The sequence below is a fragment of the Nocardia asteroides genome, from assembly GCA_019930625.1.
GTDB lineage: Bacteria > Actinomycetota > Actinomycetes > Mycobacteriales > Mycobacteriaceae > Nocardia > Nocardia sputi.
Genome location: CP082844.1, coordinates 4,659,198 through 4,676,096 on the forward strand (window position 1 = coordinate 4,659,198; position 16,899 = coordinate 4,676,096).

The following is a 16,899-nucleotide window of genomic DNA, read 5'->3' on the forward strand; positions in this document are numbered from 1 at the left end:
CGCCTCCTTACTTGGCATGCAACTGGCGCAAGTACTCATAGGTAGACGGCAGGGTCCGCAACAGCTCCTGCTGTGTCTGCTTGATCTCGGCGAACACCGGTTCCGCGGAGGCGGTGTCGTCCGGGCGGTAGGCCAGGGCCGGCACCGGATGGTCCGGCACGAGGCCGAGCCCGGCGAAAATGCAGTAGTAGCTGCTGTTGGTCCAGTAGTTGCGGAACTCGGCCTCGAAGTTGGCGTAGTACGTCTGCTCGTCGGTGACCGGCATATTCACCGCCAGCCCGGCCCGGTACATTGCGATCTTCTCGGTGATGTCGTCGGCGAGCTCAAGCTCCTTGCAGGCCTTCCAGAACGGGGTGTCCTCGCGCGGGGCGAAAGTGAAGTGCGCCTGGATGAAGTCCCGGGAGTCGTCGAACATCGTCTCGATCTCCCGGTTGAACCGGTTGACCAGGACCTGGTCGAACCGCCGGTCGGGGAAGTGCTTGGCCAGCTGGTAGAGCGAGGCGGTGATGAAGTAGATGCCCGTGGACTCCAACGGCTCGAGGAAGCAGCCGGACAGGCCGATGCTGACGCAGTTTTTCACCCAGGCGCGGCGGTTGCGGCCGACGCGGAAGCGGATCTGGTTGAGCGGCTGCTCTGCCGGGTCGAGGTTCCACATGCGGCAGAACTCCTCGGTGGCGTCGTCCTGGTTCTGGAACCGGCTGGAGTACACATACCCGGTGCCGAACCGGCCCAGCATGGGAATCTTCCAGGTCCACCCTGACGACATAGCGATCGCTGAGGTGTAGGGCTCGATGCCGTTCGCGGCATCGTCATGCGGCACAGCAGTGGCCACTGCGCTGTCGTTCAGCAGGTGCTCGCTCATGTCCAGGAACGGCTCCCGCATCGCCTGATTGATCAGCAGGCCGCGGAACCCTGAGCAGTCGATGAACAGATCGCCTTCGAGCACCCGACCGGACTTGGTCTTCAGGGCCGAGATATAGCCACGCTGGTCGAAGACCACCTCGGTCATCTCGTCCTGGACGTGCACCGCTCCCTGCTTGTTCACTGCGAACCGGCGCAGGAAGTCGGCGACCAGGTTGGCGTCGAAGTGCCACGCGTAGTTCGTCCACCGCGAACCGTCGACGTGGCGGGGAGCCAGGTTCTTGTCCAGAATCGGCGGCTCGCGGTAGCAGGCGTAGTCGAAGGGTTCGTCGGTCTGGCCGGCCAGCTTCTTGTTCACCCAGTAGTGCGACAATGGCAAGTTGGCGTGGTTGGGCAGCAATCCGAACAGATGGTAGTAATGATCAGTGGCGTCGCGGAAGCGCCGCCCGGTCGCCTCGCCGACACCCGGAGTGCGCCAGTTGATGAACTTGATGCCCATCTTGAAGCTGGCGTTGCACTCACGCATCCAGTCTTCCTCCGTCAACCCGAGAAAATCGAAGAACGTCTTATGCAGGTTGGGTACTGTTGCCTCGCCGACCCCGATCTTGGGGATGGCCGGGGCCTCGAGGACTGTGATGGATACTTCGTCGCCGAGTGCCTTGCCGAGATAGGATGCGGTCATCCATCCGGCAGTCCCGCCGCCGAGTACAACAACTTTATTGATACGGTTATCGTTCATTTGAGGATTCCTCATTGAGCATCGAAATAAGGTAGCTATGAATAGATGGCGAACCGAAAATAGAAGATTATACTTCTAGTAGGTAGGTATCCTAAGACCCTGCCTTGTGACCAGGCGAACTCACCGTTTTTATTCAATAGTTCTGTTCGATAGTGCGCAGTCGTGCACATTCTGGTTGCAGGTAGTTCCATTGGCCTCCATCTCCGGCCAGAAGCGGTACTGGCCCAGTCCGTAAAGCAACGGCTCGAGACCAGAGTTCCGGGTGATACCGAGCGTTTCGCCGAAGACGACGGTGTGGTCACCGACCGTGGCGGTGTGGATGACACGGCACTCGGCGATAGCATGCGCGTCGCGGCTCAGACGTGGACTACCGTTCACGGACGATTGCTCCCAGTAGATGAGGTCGAACCGGTTCGGCGCGCCGGAAGCGAACAACTCGGCAGCCGATTGTGCGGCGCTGTGAAGCAGGTTCACGGAGAAGGTGCCACTGCTCACGACCGCCTCGAGCGTAGGGCTCCCGTTGCGCAGGCAGACGAGTAACGTCGGCGGGCGCAGAGTCACGCTGCTCACCGACGTGCAGGTCATACCGCGTGGTGCGCCCGAGACATCAGTGGCAGTGACGATCGAGACTCCGGTGGGAAAGCCGCGCATCATGGCCCGAAACCCCTCGGCTGTCATGTGCCGTATATCGCCGGATGCCGTGATCGATTCGGTCATGACGGGAAGCTCTCCAACTTGACGAGGTGCGTCGTGGGTTGCCGACGCGACGTACGGTCCGCAAACGGGGTAGCCGGGCGTACACGGCGCTCATACCGTGGTGTTCGCCACGGCGTGTATGTGTGGTTGAATGCGGCAGGCAATTTTGATCACCAATTTCACTCGTGGAATACTGGCCCACCAAGATGCGTTAGCGCTGAGGGAATATTGTTTCCCTGTGCTCGGCCACGCCCAGAGTCCGTGTCGTAACGGCAGTCACGGCAATCTTCGACCGGGCCCGTCCACGCCTCGCTACGCATCCCGCCTGTGCTGGGTTCCGCGCTCGGCATGCTCGGTGCTGTCGTCCGAACCGCCGCTGTCTGTTCGCAGCATTGCGGCTATGGACCGGATCGTGTTGTTTTCGAAGGTGCTGATCGGGGGCATGCGCCTGCCGGTCAGTTCGCTCAGTTCGGCCATCACCTGGACAGCCCGGAGCGATGTGCCACCGAGATCGAAGAAATTGTCGTCCACTCCGACCTCGTCGACACCGAGTACGTGCTGCCACAGATCGACCAGTTTGCGTTCGATCTCATCGTTCGGCCTTGTGGGTGCGGCTTGCCGCACCGGCCTGCTCCGGATTCGACCAGCGTCGATGGCTGCGACGATGGCATCCAGATCCCGAAGCTCTTCGACGATTCTCGTGTACGGTATGTCTGAATTCCTGGAATTGGACACGAACCCACGTCCTGTGGGCAGCTTGCGTTGCACGGTGTTCGTCGTGGTTTCCGTTTTCACTTCACGGCTACGATCTATAGATCCCCCAAACGCTATTGAGGCATTGCCTGTCAGGATGAACCGGAATTCCTCCCCTTCTGAATACGAACTGCTCGATACAGTTTCGAAATATGCGCGAGCTGGTTCGTTTCGTCCCGTCGGTACGAACACGATCTCGATGCGGTCGCGATCATGGTTCCTGGCGATTTCACCGAGTGCGGTCACCATCTGGTCCTCGACACCTCGGCTCAGGGCGCGGCAGCTCAGGAAGAATGAATTCACTTGCAGAGCGGTCTCGGTTGGTCGGAACAGCGTCGCGCCGACAAGGCCGTAGTCACCGAACCGATCCTGGACCCGAACCGTGAAGCAATCGAAGGACCCTGAGGTCAGCGCCTCGTTCAGTTGGGCCTCGGTCTGCCGTGCCCCGGTGGTGGTGAACTGGTTGGTGCGCTCGGTGAGCTGGGCAACCCGTGGTAGGTCGCTGGGCTTCCATGGCTGTATATCCACTTGGAGATCGAGGCTCGCCAGGAAAGATTCGAAGGTGATGGACTCGGCTCGTGCCGCCTGCCGTTGCTGCTCCTGGCGGTACCGTTCGTTTCGTGCTCGGTCCTCATCGGTGAGTCTAGCCCGATCCAACGTCCAGATATGGTCGAGGAAGCGCGGAATTTCCGATGTAGTATCTGGGATTCGGAGCGTCAATACTTCAGGCAGGTTCGCCTGAACCTCGGCGCACTCGACCGGGTTGTCGTCGAGGAAGACAAAGTCGGAGAGGCTGAGGCCGAGTTCCTCGGCCAGTGAAACGAGATTGGCCGACTTGTGCTGCCAATTCAGCCGGTGTGCGGCGATGTGGTCGAGCTGGAGGGGCATATCGGTCCGCTGGGCGAAGACATCCAGAACGTCTGCTGGATTGTTTTTGCTACACAGGCAGATGAGCACTCCCAAGTCATGCTGGCGGACGACGAATTCTTGGAGTTCTTGCCGGTACGGATCTATGTGCACACCATGCGGGCCATCCTCGCCGCATACACCGGTCCACAGAGTCTGGTCACAGTCCAAGACAAGTACCTTGGCCGGTGGCTGCCGAGTGGTTAGATACCGTCGGGTAATCATGGTGCCGAGGGCTGCGAAGAATCGATTGGTGTAAGGAATACGCCCGAGCCGTTCAGTACGTACGTCGACATAATCGGATACTGCGTAGTAACGTTGAAGCTCGTCGGGCGTGATCACCACAACATCAGGCAAGTCGGTGACCACTTGCACAAGTGCATCGTCGACTGGCGGACACAACACGAAAATGCACGGACCTTCGACACGCTGACGGAAAGCTTCGAATGCGCCGGCCAACTCCTTGCCTAGGGTAGTTGCTGGACCAGGGGTGCCCTCGAAGCGTGCATTCGGCGACGTTCCGATCGACAAGTTATTGTGGTTTTGAGGCCAAGACGACGTGTTTCGCGCGTAGACGTTCACGAATCCGGTGCCCATCAGGAGTTCGTCCTGATCATCGACGTGGACGGTGAACCCGCGGTCCGACAGCATCTCCGCGACACGAATCCCGTCTTCTGGAGTATGCACCTCGGCTACGACCTGCCTGATGAGCTGCCAGTGCTCGTCACGGATTCCGGCCAGGATGCCAACTTCACTGCCTTCAGCGTCGATCTTCAATAGATCGACTCGCTCGATGGAGTGCTCGGTAAGCACGCTGGAAAGGGTTCTGGTCTCAACGCGGTGAGTCTCGCCAGCAAGTCTATCGGCAGTGAATTGCGCTACCAGCGGGTCGAAGTCGGGTGATTCGGCCGGCATGTTCCGGCGTAGCATGTTCCGGACCACAGCCTCCACCGCCCGGCGGTCCCTTGTCTCATTTGCGGCAAACCCCGAGTATGCTGGGGAGTTCGGATAGAAGGTGAAGTCCTGCACCGAATTCTTGTCCGCGAGGCCATAATTGAATAGCATCGCGTCCGGGCAGTTGCGCAGAAGAATATCGAATGTCGCCGGTGCCGGCTCGAATGCATACACTCGAGCGTTTGGGCATCTACTGCGCACGAACATCGTGAACATCCCGATGTTCGCACCTACATCGAAAACGCAGGGATCGTCGGGAAGTTCAATCCCATGCCGAAGGTACACTTGCCGCTCGAAGATCTCCTTGTACAGGTACTCGGTTTCATATGGCACGAGTTCCGCAATATCTTGCGGACCGCCTCGTAACAGATCTTCCGGGCGAACGAGGACCACATTCAGGCCTTCGGTATTGGTGGACAGCAGGCTGCCTGGATCGAGTAGCTGCTGGAAAACCTGGTTGTACCCGGCGAACTTGATGTCTGCAGATATGCCGAGCGCATCGAACCAGAATTCCAGTGAGTCCTCGAGCGGCTCGGCCGTGAACGTAGCCGCGACTGCGACTTGCAGCGCCTCACTCGCCGAGTGTGACGAGTCCAAACAGCGCAGGCGCATACCCGTCAGTTCAACGATCAGCTGCCCCTCATCATCGAGCAGTACCGCATCGCCGGTCACCTCATCGGAGTCTGCTCGCCACCCTGGCCGAAGTTTTGCATATACTTTTCCGATTTGCGGTGAAGTCGGAGTGTCTGTCAGGCGCAGCCGCTCGAGGCCTACAAGTGCGAACGTACGATCGGAAACCCCGGTCGCTGCGGTCAGCGCTTGCATGGCAGTGTCAACGGTAGTCAGGCTCGGGGTCGTCGGTGACTGCCAGGTCGCGACAACTCGGCCATCGCCGACTCGGCACCTCTGGATGCTGCGAAACCTGGGACCGAAATAGTTTCCAGCGGAAGCCATCTGGGCGTACAGTGCCTCACCGCTGATTTCCGTACCCTGTTGCCACAATGGATCCGCGAGATCAAGTAGAGGGTCGTCTTGCGCGGACTGAGTGGGGATCAAGGCGGCTGCGTGTTGTACGTCGGTTGCTGCCCCGGTCGCCGTGAACTCCCACCTGTTGTCCTGCCCAGGGATCAGTTCGATCTGGAGTTCACGTGGCGCGTCTGGTGACAGGACCAACGCGTGGTCGAAGGACACATCCTCCAGGACCGATGGTCGGACTCCGATAGTCACGGTCGCCGCGGTCAACGCCAAGTCCAAGTACACCGAGCCCGGAAAGACGACCATATCCTGGAGCTTGTGGTCGGCAAACGAGTCGGCAGTCAGCTCCACTACCCAACGGTTACCGGGTGGTATCGCACGTCCGAGAAGGCTGTCGTACAGTGCCATGCGAACCATCCCGGTCACGATTGGACCCCCTCGGGCGTCGGAGCCGCCACTTCGGATATGCGTGGATCCGGCTCGAGCCAATAACGTTCGGTCTGCCAGGGATAAGTCGGTGCGGGGACGAAACGCGCACCTGGCTCGGCGAGCACGCTCCAATCAATGGGCTGGCCGGTGACGTAGCGCACAGCGACATGATCGAGAGGCAGGTTGGACTGTTGTCCTGCCTGCAGGCGTCGGCCTGTCTGCAGATCGGGATTACTCACGTGGCCGACGGCGAGTCCGGGGGCATTCGTGCGGTCCAGGAAGCAGCCGAGGGCGATAATCAGTGCGTCATGGTCTGCCGCAGTAATCGCCAAGCGGTAGGCGTGATGGTGACGGCGGTTTGCGGCCGTATAGCAGACATCACGGAGCTCGAACTCTCGCCCGACGCCTTCGGGCCCGAGATAGCGAATGTAGGCGCGAGCAAGGTCGTCGAGCGCATTCGATGTATGCGCAGATACGACTAATGTGTGTGCTTGCCCGACCTGGGCTGAAGAACGCGGGGCGACCCACCGAGCGTCAGCTTGTCCGATGACAAGATGGGTATTGGCCGAGGAAATACCTTGCCCACTGATTCCCGCGATCGCGGGACGGTCCACAGTTGGTAAGGACTGGACCGTTGTAGGAACGATCAACGGAAGATCGTCCCACGGAATCGCTGGGTTCGGTGTGTTGTAGTGCAGGCTTGGCACTACCTGGTGATGTTCGAGACACAGGACAGTCTTGATCAGCCCGGCGATGCCGGCGGCCCCTTCAGTGTGTCCGATGTTGGTCTTGATGGAGCCCACGAAGCACGGATGGTCCGGGGAACGTTCTTTGCCGAGAACTGCGGCGAGCCCGGCGAACTCAGCGGGGTCGATCAGCGGTGTCCCGGTCCCATGTGCCTCGATGAAGTCCACATCGGCCGGATCTATGCCGGCGTCGGCGTAAGCCCATCGGAGCATCTCTATCTGTCCCTCGACCGACGGGGTGAGAAGTGAGTTGCTGCTGGCACCATCATTTCCGATAGCGCTGCCCAGAACGACAGCCCGCACCCGGTCGTTGTCAGCGAGAGCCTGGGCGAGGGGTTTCAGCACAACCACTCCTACTCCGTCGGAAGCGGCGAACCCGTCAGCCGAAGCATCGCCGAACTTGCATCGACCGTCCGGCGCGAGCGTTCCCGCCTGGGACAGCAGAACATCCTCATCTGCAGTAAGTTTGAGGTTGACACCTGCCGCTATCGCGAGCGTGGTCTCTCCCGCACGCAGACTTTGACATGCCAGATGCACAGCAACAAGGGAGGATGAGCACGCTGTATCCACGGTGATGCACGGTCCACGCAGGTCGAATGTGTAGGCCAATCGACCGGACAAAACACTGCGGTAGTTGTAGATCGAGAATGGTGTGAATCTGCGTAAGCCGCGTTGAGCGATAAGATCCCAGTAGTCCAGATGCATGCTGCCGACGTAAACTCCAGTGCGAGTACCGGCGACCCGATCGGGCGGCATTCCGGCATCTTCGAAAGCTTCCCAGGCCGTCATCATGAGTAGGCGTTGTTGCGGATCCAAGTTTTCGGCTTCTCCTGCGGATAAGCCGAAAAATCGCGCGTCGAACTGGTCTATATCACTAAGGTAGCCTGCGCGACGACTACTCACCTTGCCGAGTGCCGGATAATCGGAGTACAAGTCCTCTGTATTGTAACGGGATGCCGGCGTTTCACTCGTCGCATCCGTGCCGCTGGAGAGGAGCTCCCAAAGTTCGTCCGCGTTATTCGCGCCGGGAAAGCGACACGCCATCCCTACTATCGCGATCGGTTGTGGCTGCGTCCTGGGAGTAGTTAGCTGCCCAGCGCCTTGCTGAGGTTGCGTCATGCGCATTCCTTCTTCGTGGTTCGACAATCCCCGACGTCCCGATGTTGCTGGCAGAGCCGTTCCTCGACGTCCCGATGTTGCTGGCAAAACCGTTCAGATTGCCTGTTGCGAGCCGATGGCCGGCGAGTTTTCCCTCACGGCGGCAACCGTGATGTTTCGGTCCAGGACCAGTTATTCTAAAATTTTTAGAGGCTGCATAAATCGTTCATGACCGGCGTGCTTCTTTGTCGGAATCATCCATGCGTAGTCCGCTGGGGACCGCACCCAGTGGCACGGTTGCGATGCAATAATCCATACCCGCAGTCCTGAAGCGGATCCCTTGATCGGGGTATTTCGAAAACCAAGGCCGCAGAGCGTTTCGTTGTACCTTCAAATAGCGTACCGTTCGTCAGCGGCATGTATCAAGAGCGTGGAACGATTTAAACCTTCAACGAGTTGATCGGGAGTCCGAGCGGCTGGAGGCCGCCGCATCGCTACCTCGGTGACGAACAGCGCAGGATCGGTGCGCGGTCGCGCACCATCGGAGAACATTTTGCAGTCGCGAAACCACTGTTGGTTCCGCTGCCGGACGAGACTGCGGAGACCGCCCGCTGGTTCACACTCCGGGTCGACAAGTGATCCCAAGTCCGTGCCGGCGTCGCCGAGGCTTCCTGACCTGTGAGAAATCACAGGCGGGATAGTTCCGTCATATGCCGCGCCTTCAGCCGCGCAGGCGCCCCGATAGGGCTAGGGTGCCAATGTGCTGTTCTATCCAGGTTCGAAGGGGGAATGCGCCTATGAGCGGGTCAGATCACGTCTTCTATCCGTGGAGCGCACAGGCCGAGTTGAATCCGGCCCCGATCACCGGGGCGTTCGGCTCGTACTTCTGGGATGAGAACGGCAAGCGCTATCTCGACTTCTCCTCCCAGCTGGTCAACGTGAACATCGGGCACCAGCATCCGGACATCGTCGCCGCGATCGTCGCCCAGGCGCAGCGGCTGGCGACCATCTCGCCGACGGTCGGCAACGACGTGCGCAGCGAGCTGGCACGGTTGATCGTCGAGCGGGCGCCGGGGGACTTGAACCGAATCCTGTTCACCACGGGCGGCGCGGAGGCCGTCGAGCACGCGGTGCGCCTGGCGCGAAGCTATACCGGACGCACGAAAATGCTTGCCGCGTATCGCTCCTACCATGGCGGCACGGGTGTCGCGATCGGCCTGACGGGGGAACCGCGCCGCTGGGGCGCGGAGCCGACAAACGTCGACGTGGTGCGCTTCTTCGGGCCCTACCCGTACCGCTCACCGTGGGGCACGGCCGGTCCCGAGGAGGAGACCGCCGCGGCGCTGGCGCACCTGCGGCAGGTCATCGAGCTGGAAGGCCCCCAGCACATTGCGGGGCTGATCCTGGAAACGGTCGTCGGCACCAACGGTGTGCTCGTGCCGCCGCCCGGTTACCTCGCGGGTGTACGGGCGTTGTGCGACGAATTCGGCATCGTCTACATCGCCGACGAGGTGATGGTCGGATTCGGCCGCGTAGGCGAATGGTTCGCGGTGCAGGCGTTCGGCGTCGAGCCGGACATCATCACCTTCGCCAAGGGGGTGAACTCCGGCTATGTCCCGCTCGGTGGCGTACTCATGGCGGAACGCATCGCGCAGCGCTACGACCACGTGGCGTATCCGGGCGGCCTCACCTACGCCGGGCACCCTCTGGCCTGCGCGGCGGGCGTGGCCTCGATCGCGGTGTTCGAGCGCGAGGAAATCCTGGATCACGTGCGGACGGTAGGCGCCGACGTACTCGGAAAGGGATTGCACGAACTCGCCGGTCGCCATCCGAGCGTCGGCGAGGTCCGTGGACTCGGCTTCTTCTGGGCGCTGGAGCTGGTTCGCAACCCGCGCACCAGGCAGCCGCTGGTCCCCTTCGCCGCGGCGGGCGCGGACGCCGCACCGATGGCCGCGGTCACCGCGGCGGCGAAAGAGCGCGGGTTGTGGCCGTTCAACGCGGGCAATCGTTTCCAGATCGCGCCGCCGCTGACCACGACGGCCGACGAACTGCGGACCGGGCTGGAAATCGTCGACGAAGTACTCGAGGTGGCCGACGGCTACGTCGAGGCGAGCTGACCCGACCGCTCAGTGCGGCGTCAGTTCCACCACGACGCCGCCCTGCTGCCAGGTCTGATAGATGTCGGCCTTCGAGGGCTCACCGTCGGCGGTGAAGCCGATACCGTTGTATTGCGCGTTCTGCTTGTTGTCCCGCGCGATGACTTCGTAGAGCCGCAGCACGTCGGCCTCGGAGGTGTGGACAACCGGATCGAACGTGCGCGGCTTGCCGCCGAACGAAGCCCGCACGGGCTCGCCCGCCCGGAGGTTCTTCACCCACGGCCGCAGGGCGGTACCGATCAGCAAGGTGTCGCCGTGCCGGGTGTAGGCCACCGGCACGTCGTAGACCGTGCCCGACTTGCGTCCGACGACGTGCAGGACCATCAATCGTTTGCCGACGATGCCGGAGAGGCCCGGGACGCGCAGCAGCGTCCGTACGACCCGATTCACCACGGACTGATACGACGGAATGGGCTCGGGACCGGACGTGGTCGGTGTGCCATAGGGGTTTTCGGACGACGCGTGCTCACTCATGCTCCCAGTATCGAAGCGCGGGCCGCGCTTCGCTGCACGACGTCCGAGATCCGCTGGCCCGCCGCCGGACGGTGGCGGTGTGCGCCCTCGGTATCCTGCGTGCATGACTTCCCGGCAGACCGAGATCTGGCACAACCCGCGGTGCACCAAAAGCCGCAATGCCACGGCGTTCCTGGACGAGGCCGGTGTCGACTACACCGTGCGGAAGTATCTGGACCAGCCGCCGACCGCCGCCGAGTTGCGCGAGGTGCTGCGGCGGCTGGGCGCCGAACCATGGGACATCACCCGCACCGGCGAGCAGATCGCCGAGGATCTCGGCATGGCGAGCTGGACGCGGACCGCCGCGGACCGGGAACGCTGGATCGAAGCGCTGGTCGGGCATCCGAAGCTGATCCAGCGCCCCATCGTGCTGACCGCTGACGGCCGGGCGGTGCTGGCCCGCGACGACGCCACGCTGCGCGACCTGCTCTGACGACAGTGCTCGCCGGGCGGGCCGTCCGACGGCCCGCGGGCGACGGTTCCGGCACACGGCGTGCTCGGTGATCCATCCGGTCCTGCGGCGCGGGACATGAAGGTAGGGTCGGCGCACATGAAGGTACAACTGCGCCACAGTCCTGCCTCCGCCGTCGCTCGGTGCTTCCTGGCAGGCGGCGAGCCGATGCGCGTCGAGAGCGGCGCCATGGTGGCCCACTCGGCGGGAGTCACGTTGCAGGCCAAGGCCGAGGGCGGCATCCTGGCCGGGCTGAAGCGGTCGGTGCTGGCCGGGGAATCGTTCTTCGTCTCGACCTTCACCGCGCCGGCGCAGGGCGGATGGGTCGATGTGGCGCCCGCGCTCCCCGGCGACATGCTCAACCTGCAGATCACCCCGGACCGGCCGTTCTTCATCAGCCGCGGGGGCTGGATCGCCAATTCGCATGGCGTGCAGGTGGAAAGCAAATGGGGAGGTTTCGCCAATCTGTTCGGCGGCGAGGGCGGGTTCGGCCTGCGCGCGCACGGCGAGGGCGAGATCGTGGTCGGTGTGTTCGGCGCGGTCGATGTGATCGACCTGCAGCCGGGCGAGCCGATCACGATCGACACCGGCCATGTGGTCGCCTACGACCTGGCGATGAATTTCACTATGCGGCGAGCGGTTTCGGGCCGCTCGATCCAGTCGTTGAAGTCCGGCGAGGGCTTCGTCTTCGACTTCACCGGCCCCGGCCGGGTGTTGCTGCAGACCCGCAATCCCGGTGCGTTCGCCGCGTGGGCCGGGTCGTCGGCCTCGTCCAGCTGAGCGCGGTGTCGTCCCGTCATACTTCCGTGTCCCGGTCCGGGGTCAGCAGGTCGGTGATCAGCAGGCGGGTATCGGGGACGAACGGCCAGTCCGGGTCGGCCAGGTGTGCCCGCAACTGTCCGTCGGTCCACCACCATCCGTCGGCGATCTCGTCGGGTTGGTGGCGGACGGGCCCGTCATAGCGCAGTTCGTACGCGAACAGATGGCAGCGCATCGGTCGGCCCTCCCATTCGCCGTCCCAGGAGAGCGTGGCCACCGGTTCCGCGGAGAGGTCGGCGGGGTCGGGCGTGATGCCCAATTCCTCGGTCAATTCGCGCAGGGCGGTCTCCCGCGGCGCTTCTCCCGGTGCTACCACACCGCCGGCCAGACAGTCGTGCATGCCCGCGAAGACCAGCTTGGTTTCGGTGCGGCGGTGCACGTAGACGCGCTCGCCGTCACCGGATCGCAGGAGCACACCGGCGCTGGCGTGCCACAATCCTTCGCGGTAGACCGTGGCCCGCTCGGCGACGCCGACCGGGTCGCCCGCCCGATCGTAGAGCGCGATCGGTTCGACGCTCGGATCTGCGGAGTAGGGCGTCCCGGGAGGCGGCGGAGCGGACATCGGTCGAGAGTAACGTGCACACCGCACGCCACAGGGAGAGAGGATCGCCGCCCATGGTGCTTCCGCACGCACTGGCGAGATTCAACCGGCATGTCACCAACCCGACCGCGGGGCTGGTCGCGGGACGGGCGCCCGGCTTCGGCATCGTGCTGCACAAGGGCAGGAAGTCGGGGCGGTCCTACCGCACCCCGGTGATGGTCTTCGCACAGTACGACGCCTACCGGATCGCCCTGACGTACGGCCGGAACGTCGACTGGGTCAAGAACATTCGAGCGGCGGGCGGTTTTACGCTGGAGACCCGAGGACGCGCCGTCGAGCTGACCGATCCGGTCGTCCGGCACGACCCGTCCGCGGCGTGGGCGCCGGTGGGTGTCCGGCAGATATTGAAGACGATTTCGGCGGAGTACTACGTCGAGGCCCGTCCGGCGGACTGAACGCGCCGTCGGCCTGCGATTACTGCGCACACCTCCCCGAGCCGCTCTGCTTGGTGGAAGCGAATCTCAATGTTCGAGCCCGCGGGAAAAGTAGACGCACATGCTCGGCTTCCTCGTGACCTTCTTCAGCACTTGCTCACACTTCCTTCGCATCACCGCTGACGTCGCCAGGATGTTCTACCGAATCGGCGCCCTATAGCACCGAGACCCCTGCCACTCGAGCTGCTACGGGGTGGGATGTGCGGGCCGTGTGGATGGGTTTGCGTCGCCAGCCGGGATCGCCCGCACGAGCGGGCGCAGCGCTTCGGCGTCATTGGTATTGGCTGCCGAAATACCCACGGCCAGGGGCAGTCTTACGCGGTCGGACAGCACATGAATCTTCGAACCGGACTTGCCTCTATCGACCGGGCTCGGGCCGGTAAGATCGCCCCTTTTTCGCTCGCACCGACGCCGCGTCGATCACCGCTCGCGACCAGTCGATCAAGCCCTGGCTACCCAACTCATCGAGCACCGCGCGGTGTAACCGCCGCCAGAGACCTGCCTCGGTCCACACGGTGGATCGCGCTGTGCCGAACTCTGACCGGCGCTCACGCCCCATCCCCTCGCACTCGGATCCGACGACCAACGCCAGCCTGCCACCCAAAAGGCGGCGACCGAGCCCGCAGCCGCTCCGCTACGGTGCCGAAAAGATTTCCTCTGCGCTGCAACGGTTCTGCGCCGATCGGGTGGATATCGTATACTTGCCGCCCGGTACGCCGTGGAACAACGGGCATATCGAATCGTTCAACCGGCGGCTACGCAGCGAGTCCTCAACCGCAACCACTGGACGAGCTGCTCGGGGCCCGGGTTCTCATCGGCGACTTCGAGGATGAACACAATCGGCGGCATCGCCATTCGGCGCTGGGCTACCTTCCGGCCGAGTACGCTGCCCGCTGCAACCACACCCATCACCCCGTGGACTGCGGCATCAACTGGAACTGGATCGAATCAACCCCGGACTCCGATGCCGGGTGGTCGCCTTATCGGGACCGGCCACACCCACCCTGCAGGACGCTTCCACCTTGGGGCAGCGGTAGTGATAATACTGATCACTGCACATCAGCCACTGCGGAGCGCATGAAAGGTAGGAGAGCGGGGGTGCTGGGGACAAAGATAGTGCAAGCTCTCCTGCTCGCGACCGAAAAGCTGGACTTCCAGGCGACACGGGTGGCGAGACACCTCGCCGACACCACCCGCGGCGAGCACATTGGCGCGCAAGCCCTCGAAACCGTGAGCCAGACATACACCGACAGCGACCTGTCGAACGCCCCAATACTGGAACGCTCCTTCGACTTGTGGATGACATCCGGTCGACGGAATGCGGACGGACTGTACTTGGACTCGGACGGACGGCCCATTTCCCGATCTCTTACTCACACAAATATACAACAACTGACCTCGGACGACTGGCAGCTGGATCGAGAGATCGCTCTGAAAGCATTCGCCTCAGCGCCTGAGGAGTACAAGACAACGCTCGATGAAGCGCTTGAGTTTACCGACGACGAGTGGCGCCGAGCCGTGCAGGGATACCATGCCGAGTTCGTCGCCCTACAGGATGGCAAACCGATCGGTATGGTTGCGGCGGCGAAACACGACCGGCCGGATACCGTCATGGTGAAGTCTATGTTCGTAGTACCGGAGGCCCGTGGTAGCAGCGTCGCGGACCGCTTGGTTGAATCGGTCGTGGATTGGGCCTGGAACAACGGCTACCGTCGTGTGGCTCTCTGGGTACGGGAAGAAAACCTGCCCGCCGAAAGCGTCTATCGCAGGAACGGCTTCGGGTGGACGGGTCGTGAGGAGGAAGGTCCGCGTGGCCTCCGGGTCGAAATGCATCGCTTGTTAGGCGAGTCGAGATGGAGTGCTTACGACTCAAATGGTCCACGGCCTTGAGCCAAGAGGTGGATGGGCAGTCCTGCTCGCGGGCCCGGAACAGCCAGCAGCTGTCCGGTTGACGGTATTCATGGACTGGCGGTTGCCGATCAGTTCGAGCAGCAGACCGGCGAGTGGTTTCCTGATCGGTGACGGTGGTTCACCGAGCCACACGAGCACCTGGTCGCCGCGAGAACCGAAGTCGTTGCCGCAATCGGCAGTTGGATCGACTTCGACAATACGATCCGGCGACACGCAGCAATCGGATGCAGAGCTTTGGCAATTCCGAGATGTCACTCCGCTGAATAACCTCGACTAAGACCGTGTCTCATGTCGCTGTGACTGGTTATCGGTGGGTCGAGATGGACTGTGATCGGTTGTGGTGCATGATGTTCGGCCGTGTCGGACAAGTTGTCGAAGCGTCTCGTTCCGGACGAGCTTTGGGCGATGGTGGAGCCGTTGCTGCCGAAGTTCGAGTCACGACCGCAGGGTGGGGGTACTGCTCCGACCGACGAGCGGGCGGTGTTCACGGCAGTGGTATTCGTGCTGACCAGCGGGTGTGCGTGGCGGATGCTGCCGCCGTCATTCGGGGTCACCGTTCCAACGGCGCACCGCCGGTTCACGGTGTGGACCGAGGCCGGTCTCTGGCGGCGGCTACATCGCGCGATACTCGATGAGCTCGGCAGCGAGGGCTTGATCGACTGGTCGCGTGCGGTGATCGACGCAGCAAGCGTCCGGGCGAAAAGGGGGGATCTCTGACCGGCCCGAGCCCGGTTGACCGCGGCAAAGTCCGGCTCGAAAATCCACCTACTGTCCGATCGGGCGGGAATACCACTGTCGGTGGCGGTTTCGGCGGCCAACACCAACGATGCCGAGGCATTGCGGCCGCTGGTCAAGGCGGTCCCCGCGGTTCGGTCGCGGCGCGGTCCGCGTCGGCGCAAACCGGCCGAACTGCATGCCGACAAGGCGTACGACACCGCCGAGCTGCGGCAATGGGTGCGTGATCGGGGTATCGCCGTCCGCATCGCGCGCAAAGGCATCGAATCCTCCCAGCGCCTCGGCCGCCACCGCTGGGTCATCGAACGCACCATCTCCTGGCTCACCGGCTACCACCGGCTCAACATCCGCTACGACCGCAGGCCGCGTGCCGCTGATGACGCTTTCGACGTAATCGGCGAGTTTCTCGGGTGGGACTCCGGACACGTAGTGACTGCCGTCGCCCTGTTCCGCTCGGCCGTTGGCGTGGTCGGCGATTGCTTTAGCAATCCGCTTCTCCACTGCGTCGTCGTCGGTCTCCGACGGTGCCGAGGGGGAATCATCGTCGATGACGGCTTTCATGGCGATGATGCCGGCGAGAGCGGTGATGGTCGCGCTGAGGTCGGGCACCTGGTCGAAGGCGTCGATGACGCCGACGGTTACGCTGGCGGCCAAGGTGATCTTGAGTATTTGGAAGAGCCGCCTGCTCGTGTAGAGGCTCCGGATAGCGCTGATGGTCTCCTGCGCGGGATGCGGCAGGAGGCGGGGCTGTCCATCGAGGTGGCGTCGCGAGCGATCGGGTGCGGGGCGGGAACGCTGCATCGGTTGGAGACCGGTGCGCCGAACGTGATCGTGCGCGATGAGGACCTGCGGCGGCTGTGCAGGCTGTATCAGCGGGTGGACATGCTGCCGGTGTTGAAATCGTTGGCTGCGCAGGGGAGGACGCCGTCGTGGTTGGACGAGTTTCCCGATCAGGTGAATCCGACGTTCAACGCGTACATCCAGATGGAGGCGGCGGCCTCTCGTATCAGTGTCTATCGCCCCGATATGGTGCCCGGACTGTTTCAGGTTCCTGACTACGCGCGGGCTGGATCGTTCTCTCACGTGACCGAGAAAACGGTAGGCAAGTAGGCGTGCCGAATG

At 62.7% G+C, this 16,899-nt stretch carries 14 protein-coding genes; 8 read left to right on the forward strand and 6 right to left on the reverse strand.

Annotation, left to right across the window (positions count from 1 at the left end):
- Positions 1-7: 7 nt before the first annotated feature.
- The 4 genes from K8O92_21520 to K8O92_21535 all read right to left on the reverse strand — a co-directional run bounded on the left by K8O92_21520 (position 8) and on the right by K8O92_21535 (position 8,178).
- Positions 8-1,600, reverse strand: coding sequence for a tryptophan 7-halogenase (locus K8O92_21520; protein ID UAK30485.1), 1,593 nt, complete (start codon positions 1,598-1,600; stop codon positions 8-10).
- A gap of 129 nt (positions 1,601-1,729) precedes the next feature.
- Positions 1,730-2,317 carry a flavin reductase family protein gene (locus K8O92_21525; GenBank protein UAK30486.1) on the reverse strand — a complete coding sequence of 196 codons (588 nt, stop codon included), beginning with the start codon at positions 2,315-2,317 and terminating at the stop codon, positions 1,730-1,732.
- A gap of 291 nt (positions 2,318-2,608) precedes the next feature.
- Positions 2,609-6,292 carry an FkbM family methyltransferase gene (locus K8O92_21530; GenBank protein ID UAK30487.1) on the reverse strand — a complete coding sequence of 1,228 codons (3,684 nt, stop codon included), beginning with the start codon at positions 6,290-6,292 and terminating at the stop codon, positions 2,609-2,611.
- A 14-nt stretch (positions 6,293-6,306) separates the two neighbouring features.
- Complete coding sequence (locus K8O92_21535; protein UAK30488.1) at positions 6,307-8,178, reverse strand: hypothetical protein; 1,872 nt, start codon at positions 8,176-8,178, stop codon at positions 6,307-6,309.
- A gap of 737 nt (positions 8,179-8,915) precedes the next feature.
- Here K8O92_21535 and K8O92_21540 point away from each other — a divergent pair.
- A complete protein-coding gene (locus K8O92_21540) occupies positions 8,916-10,274 on the forward strand; it encodes an aspartate aminotransferase family protein (protein ID UAK30489.1) in 1,359 nt (452 codons plus the stop codon).
- A gap of 9 nt (positions 10,275-10,283) precedes the next feature.
- Here the strand turns inward: K8O92_21540 and K8O92_21545 are convergent, their stop codons facing one another.
- Positions 10,284-10,787: a nitroreductase/quinone reductase family protein gene (locus K8O92_21545; GenBank protein ID UAK30490.1), complete on the reverse strand. Its 504-nt coding sequence runs from the start codon at positions 10,785-10,787 to the stop codon at positions 10,284-10,286.
- Between the two features lie 103 nt (positions 10,788-10,890).
- On the opposite strand from K8O92_21545, the gene K8O92_21550 reads away from it, so the two are divergent.
- Positions 10,891-11,259 (forward strand): arsenate reductase family protein, encoded by a 369-nt coding sequence (locus K8O92_21550; protein UAK30491.1) that lies wholly within the window; start codon positions 10,891-10,893, stop codon positions 11,257-11,259.
- A 117-nt stretch (positions 11,260-11,376) separates the two neighbouring features.
- Positions 11,377-12,057 carry a TIGR00266 family protein gene (locus K8O92_21555; GenBank protein ID UAK30492.1) on the forward strand — a complete coding sequence of 227 codons (681 nt, stop codon included), beginning with the start codon at positions 11,377-11,379 and terminating at the stop codon, positions 12,055-12,057.
- 16 nt (positions 12,058-12,073) lie between these two features.
- On the opposite strand, the gene K8O92_21560 is transcribed toward K8O92_21555, so the two are convergent.
- Entirely contained in the window at positions 12,074-12,658 is a 585-nt protein-coding gene (locus K8O92_21560) for an NUDIX domain-containing protein (protein ID UAK30493.1), read from the reverse strand.
- 53 nt (positions 12,659-12,711) lie between these two features.
- Between K8O92_21560 and K8O92_21565 the strand changes: the two genes are divergently transcribed.
- The 5 genes from K8O92_21565 to K8O92_21585 all read left to right on the forward strand — a co-directional run bounded on the left by K8O92_21565 (position 12,712) and on the right by K8O92_21585 (position 16,887).
- Positions 12,712-13,092: a nitroreductase family deazaflavin-dependent oxidoreductase gene (locus tag K8O92_21565; GenBank protein ID UAK30494.1), complete on the forward strand. Its 381-nt coding sequence runs from the start codon at positions 12,712-12,714 to the stop codon at positions 13,090-13,092.
- Between the two features lie 566 nt (positions 13,093-13,658).
- Entirely contained in the window at positions 13,659-13,964 is a 306-nt protein-coding gene (locus tag K8O92_21570; GenBank protein ID UAK30495.1) for an integrase core domain-containing protein, read from the forward strand.
- A 265-nt stretch (positions 13,965-14,229) separates the two neighbouring features.
- Positions 14,230-15,021, forward strand: coding sequence for a GNAT family N-acetyltransferase (locus tag K8O92_21575; protein UAK30496.1), 792 nt, complete (start codon positions 14,230-14,232; stop codon positions 15,019-15,021).
- A gap of 378 nt (positions 15,022-15,399) precedes the next feature.
- A complete protein-coding gene (locus tag K8O92_21580; GenBank protein ID UAK30497.1) occupies positions 15,400-15,759 on the forward strand; it encodes a transposase in 360 nt (119 codons plus the stop codon).
- Between the two features lie 15 nt (positions 15,760-15,774).
- Complete coding sequence (locus K8O92_21585; protein ID UAK30498.1) at positions 15,775-16,887, forward strand: Scr1 family TA system antitoxin-like transcriptional regulator; 1,113 nt, start codon at positions 15,775-15,777, stop codon at positions 16,885-16,887.
- Positions 16,888-16,899: the final 12 nt, after the last annotated feature.

Coding starts and splice junctions, on each gene's coding strand:
- K8O92_21520 (UAK30485.1), bottom strand. CDS start 1,600: ATGAACGATAACCGTATCAATAAAGTTGTTGTACTCGGCGGCGGGACT.
- K8O92_21525 (UAK30486.1), bottom strand. CDS start 2,317: ATGACCGAATCGATCACGGCATCCGGCGATATACGGCACATGACAGCC.
- K8O92_21530 (UAK30487.1), bottom strand. CDS start 6,292: ATGGCACTGTACGACAGCCTTCTCGGACGTGCGATACCACCCGGTAAC.
- K8O92_21535 (UAK30488.1), bottom strand. CDS start 8,178: ATGACGCAACCTCAGCAAGGCGCTGGGCAGCTAACTACTCCCAGGACG.
- K8O92_21540 (UAK30489.1), top strand. CDS start 8,916: ATGTGCTGTTCTATCCAGGTTCGAAGGGGGAATGCGCCTATGAGCGGG.
- K8O92_21545 (UAK30490.1), bottom strand. CDS start 10,787: ATGAGTGAGCACGCGTCGTCCGAAAACCCCTATGGCACACCGACCACG.
- K8O92_21550 (UAK30491.1), top strand. CDS start 10,891: ATGACTTCCCGGCAGACCGAGATCTGGCACAACCCGCGGTGCACCAAA.
- K8O92_21555 (UAK30492.1), top strand. CDS start 11,377: ATGAAGGTACAACTGCGCCACAGTCCTGCCTCCGCCGTCGCTCGGTGC.
- K8O92_21560 (UAK30493.1), bottom strand. CDS start 12,658: ATGTCCGCTCCGCCGCCTCCCGGGACGCCCTACTCCGCAGATCCGAGC.
- K8O92_21565 (UAK30494.1), top strand. CDS start 12,712: ATGGTGCTTCCGCACGCACTGGCGAGATTCAACCGGCATGTCACCAAC.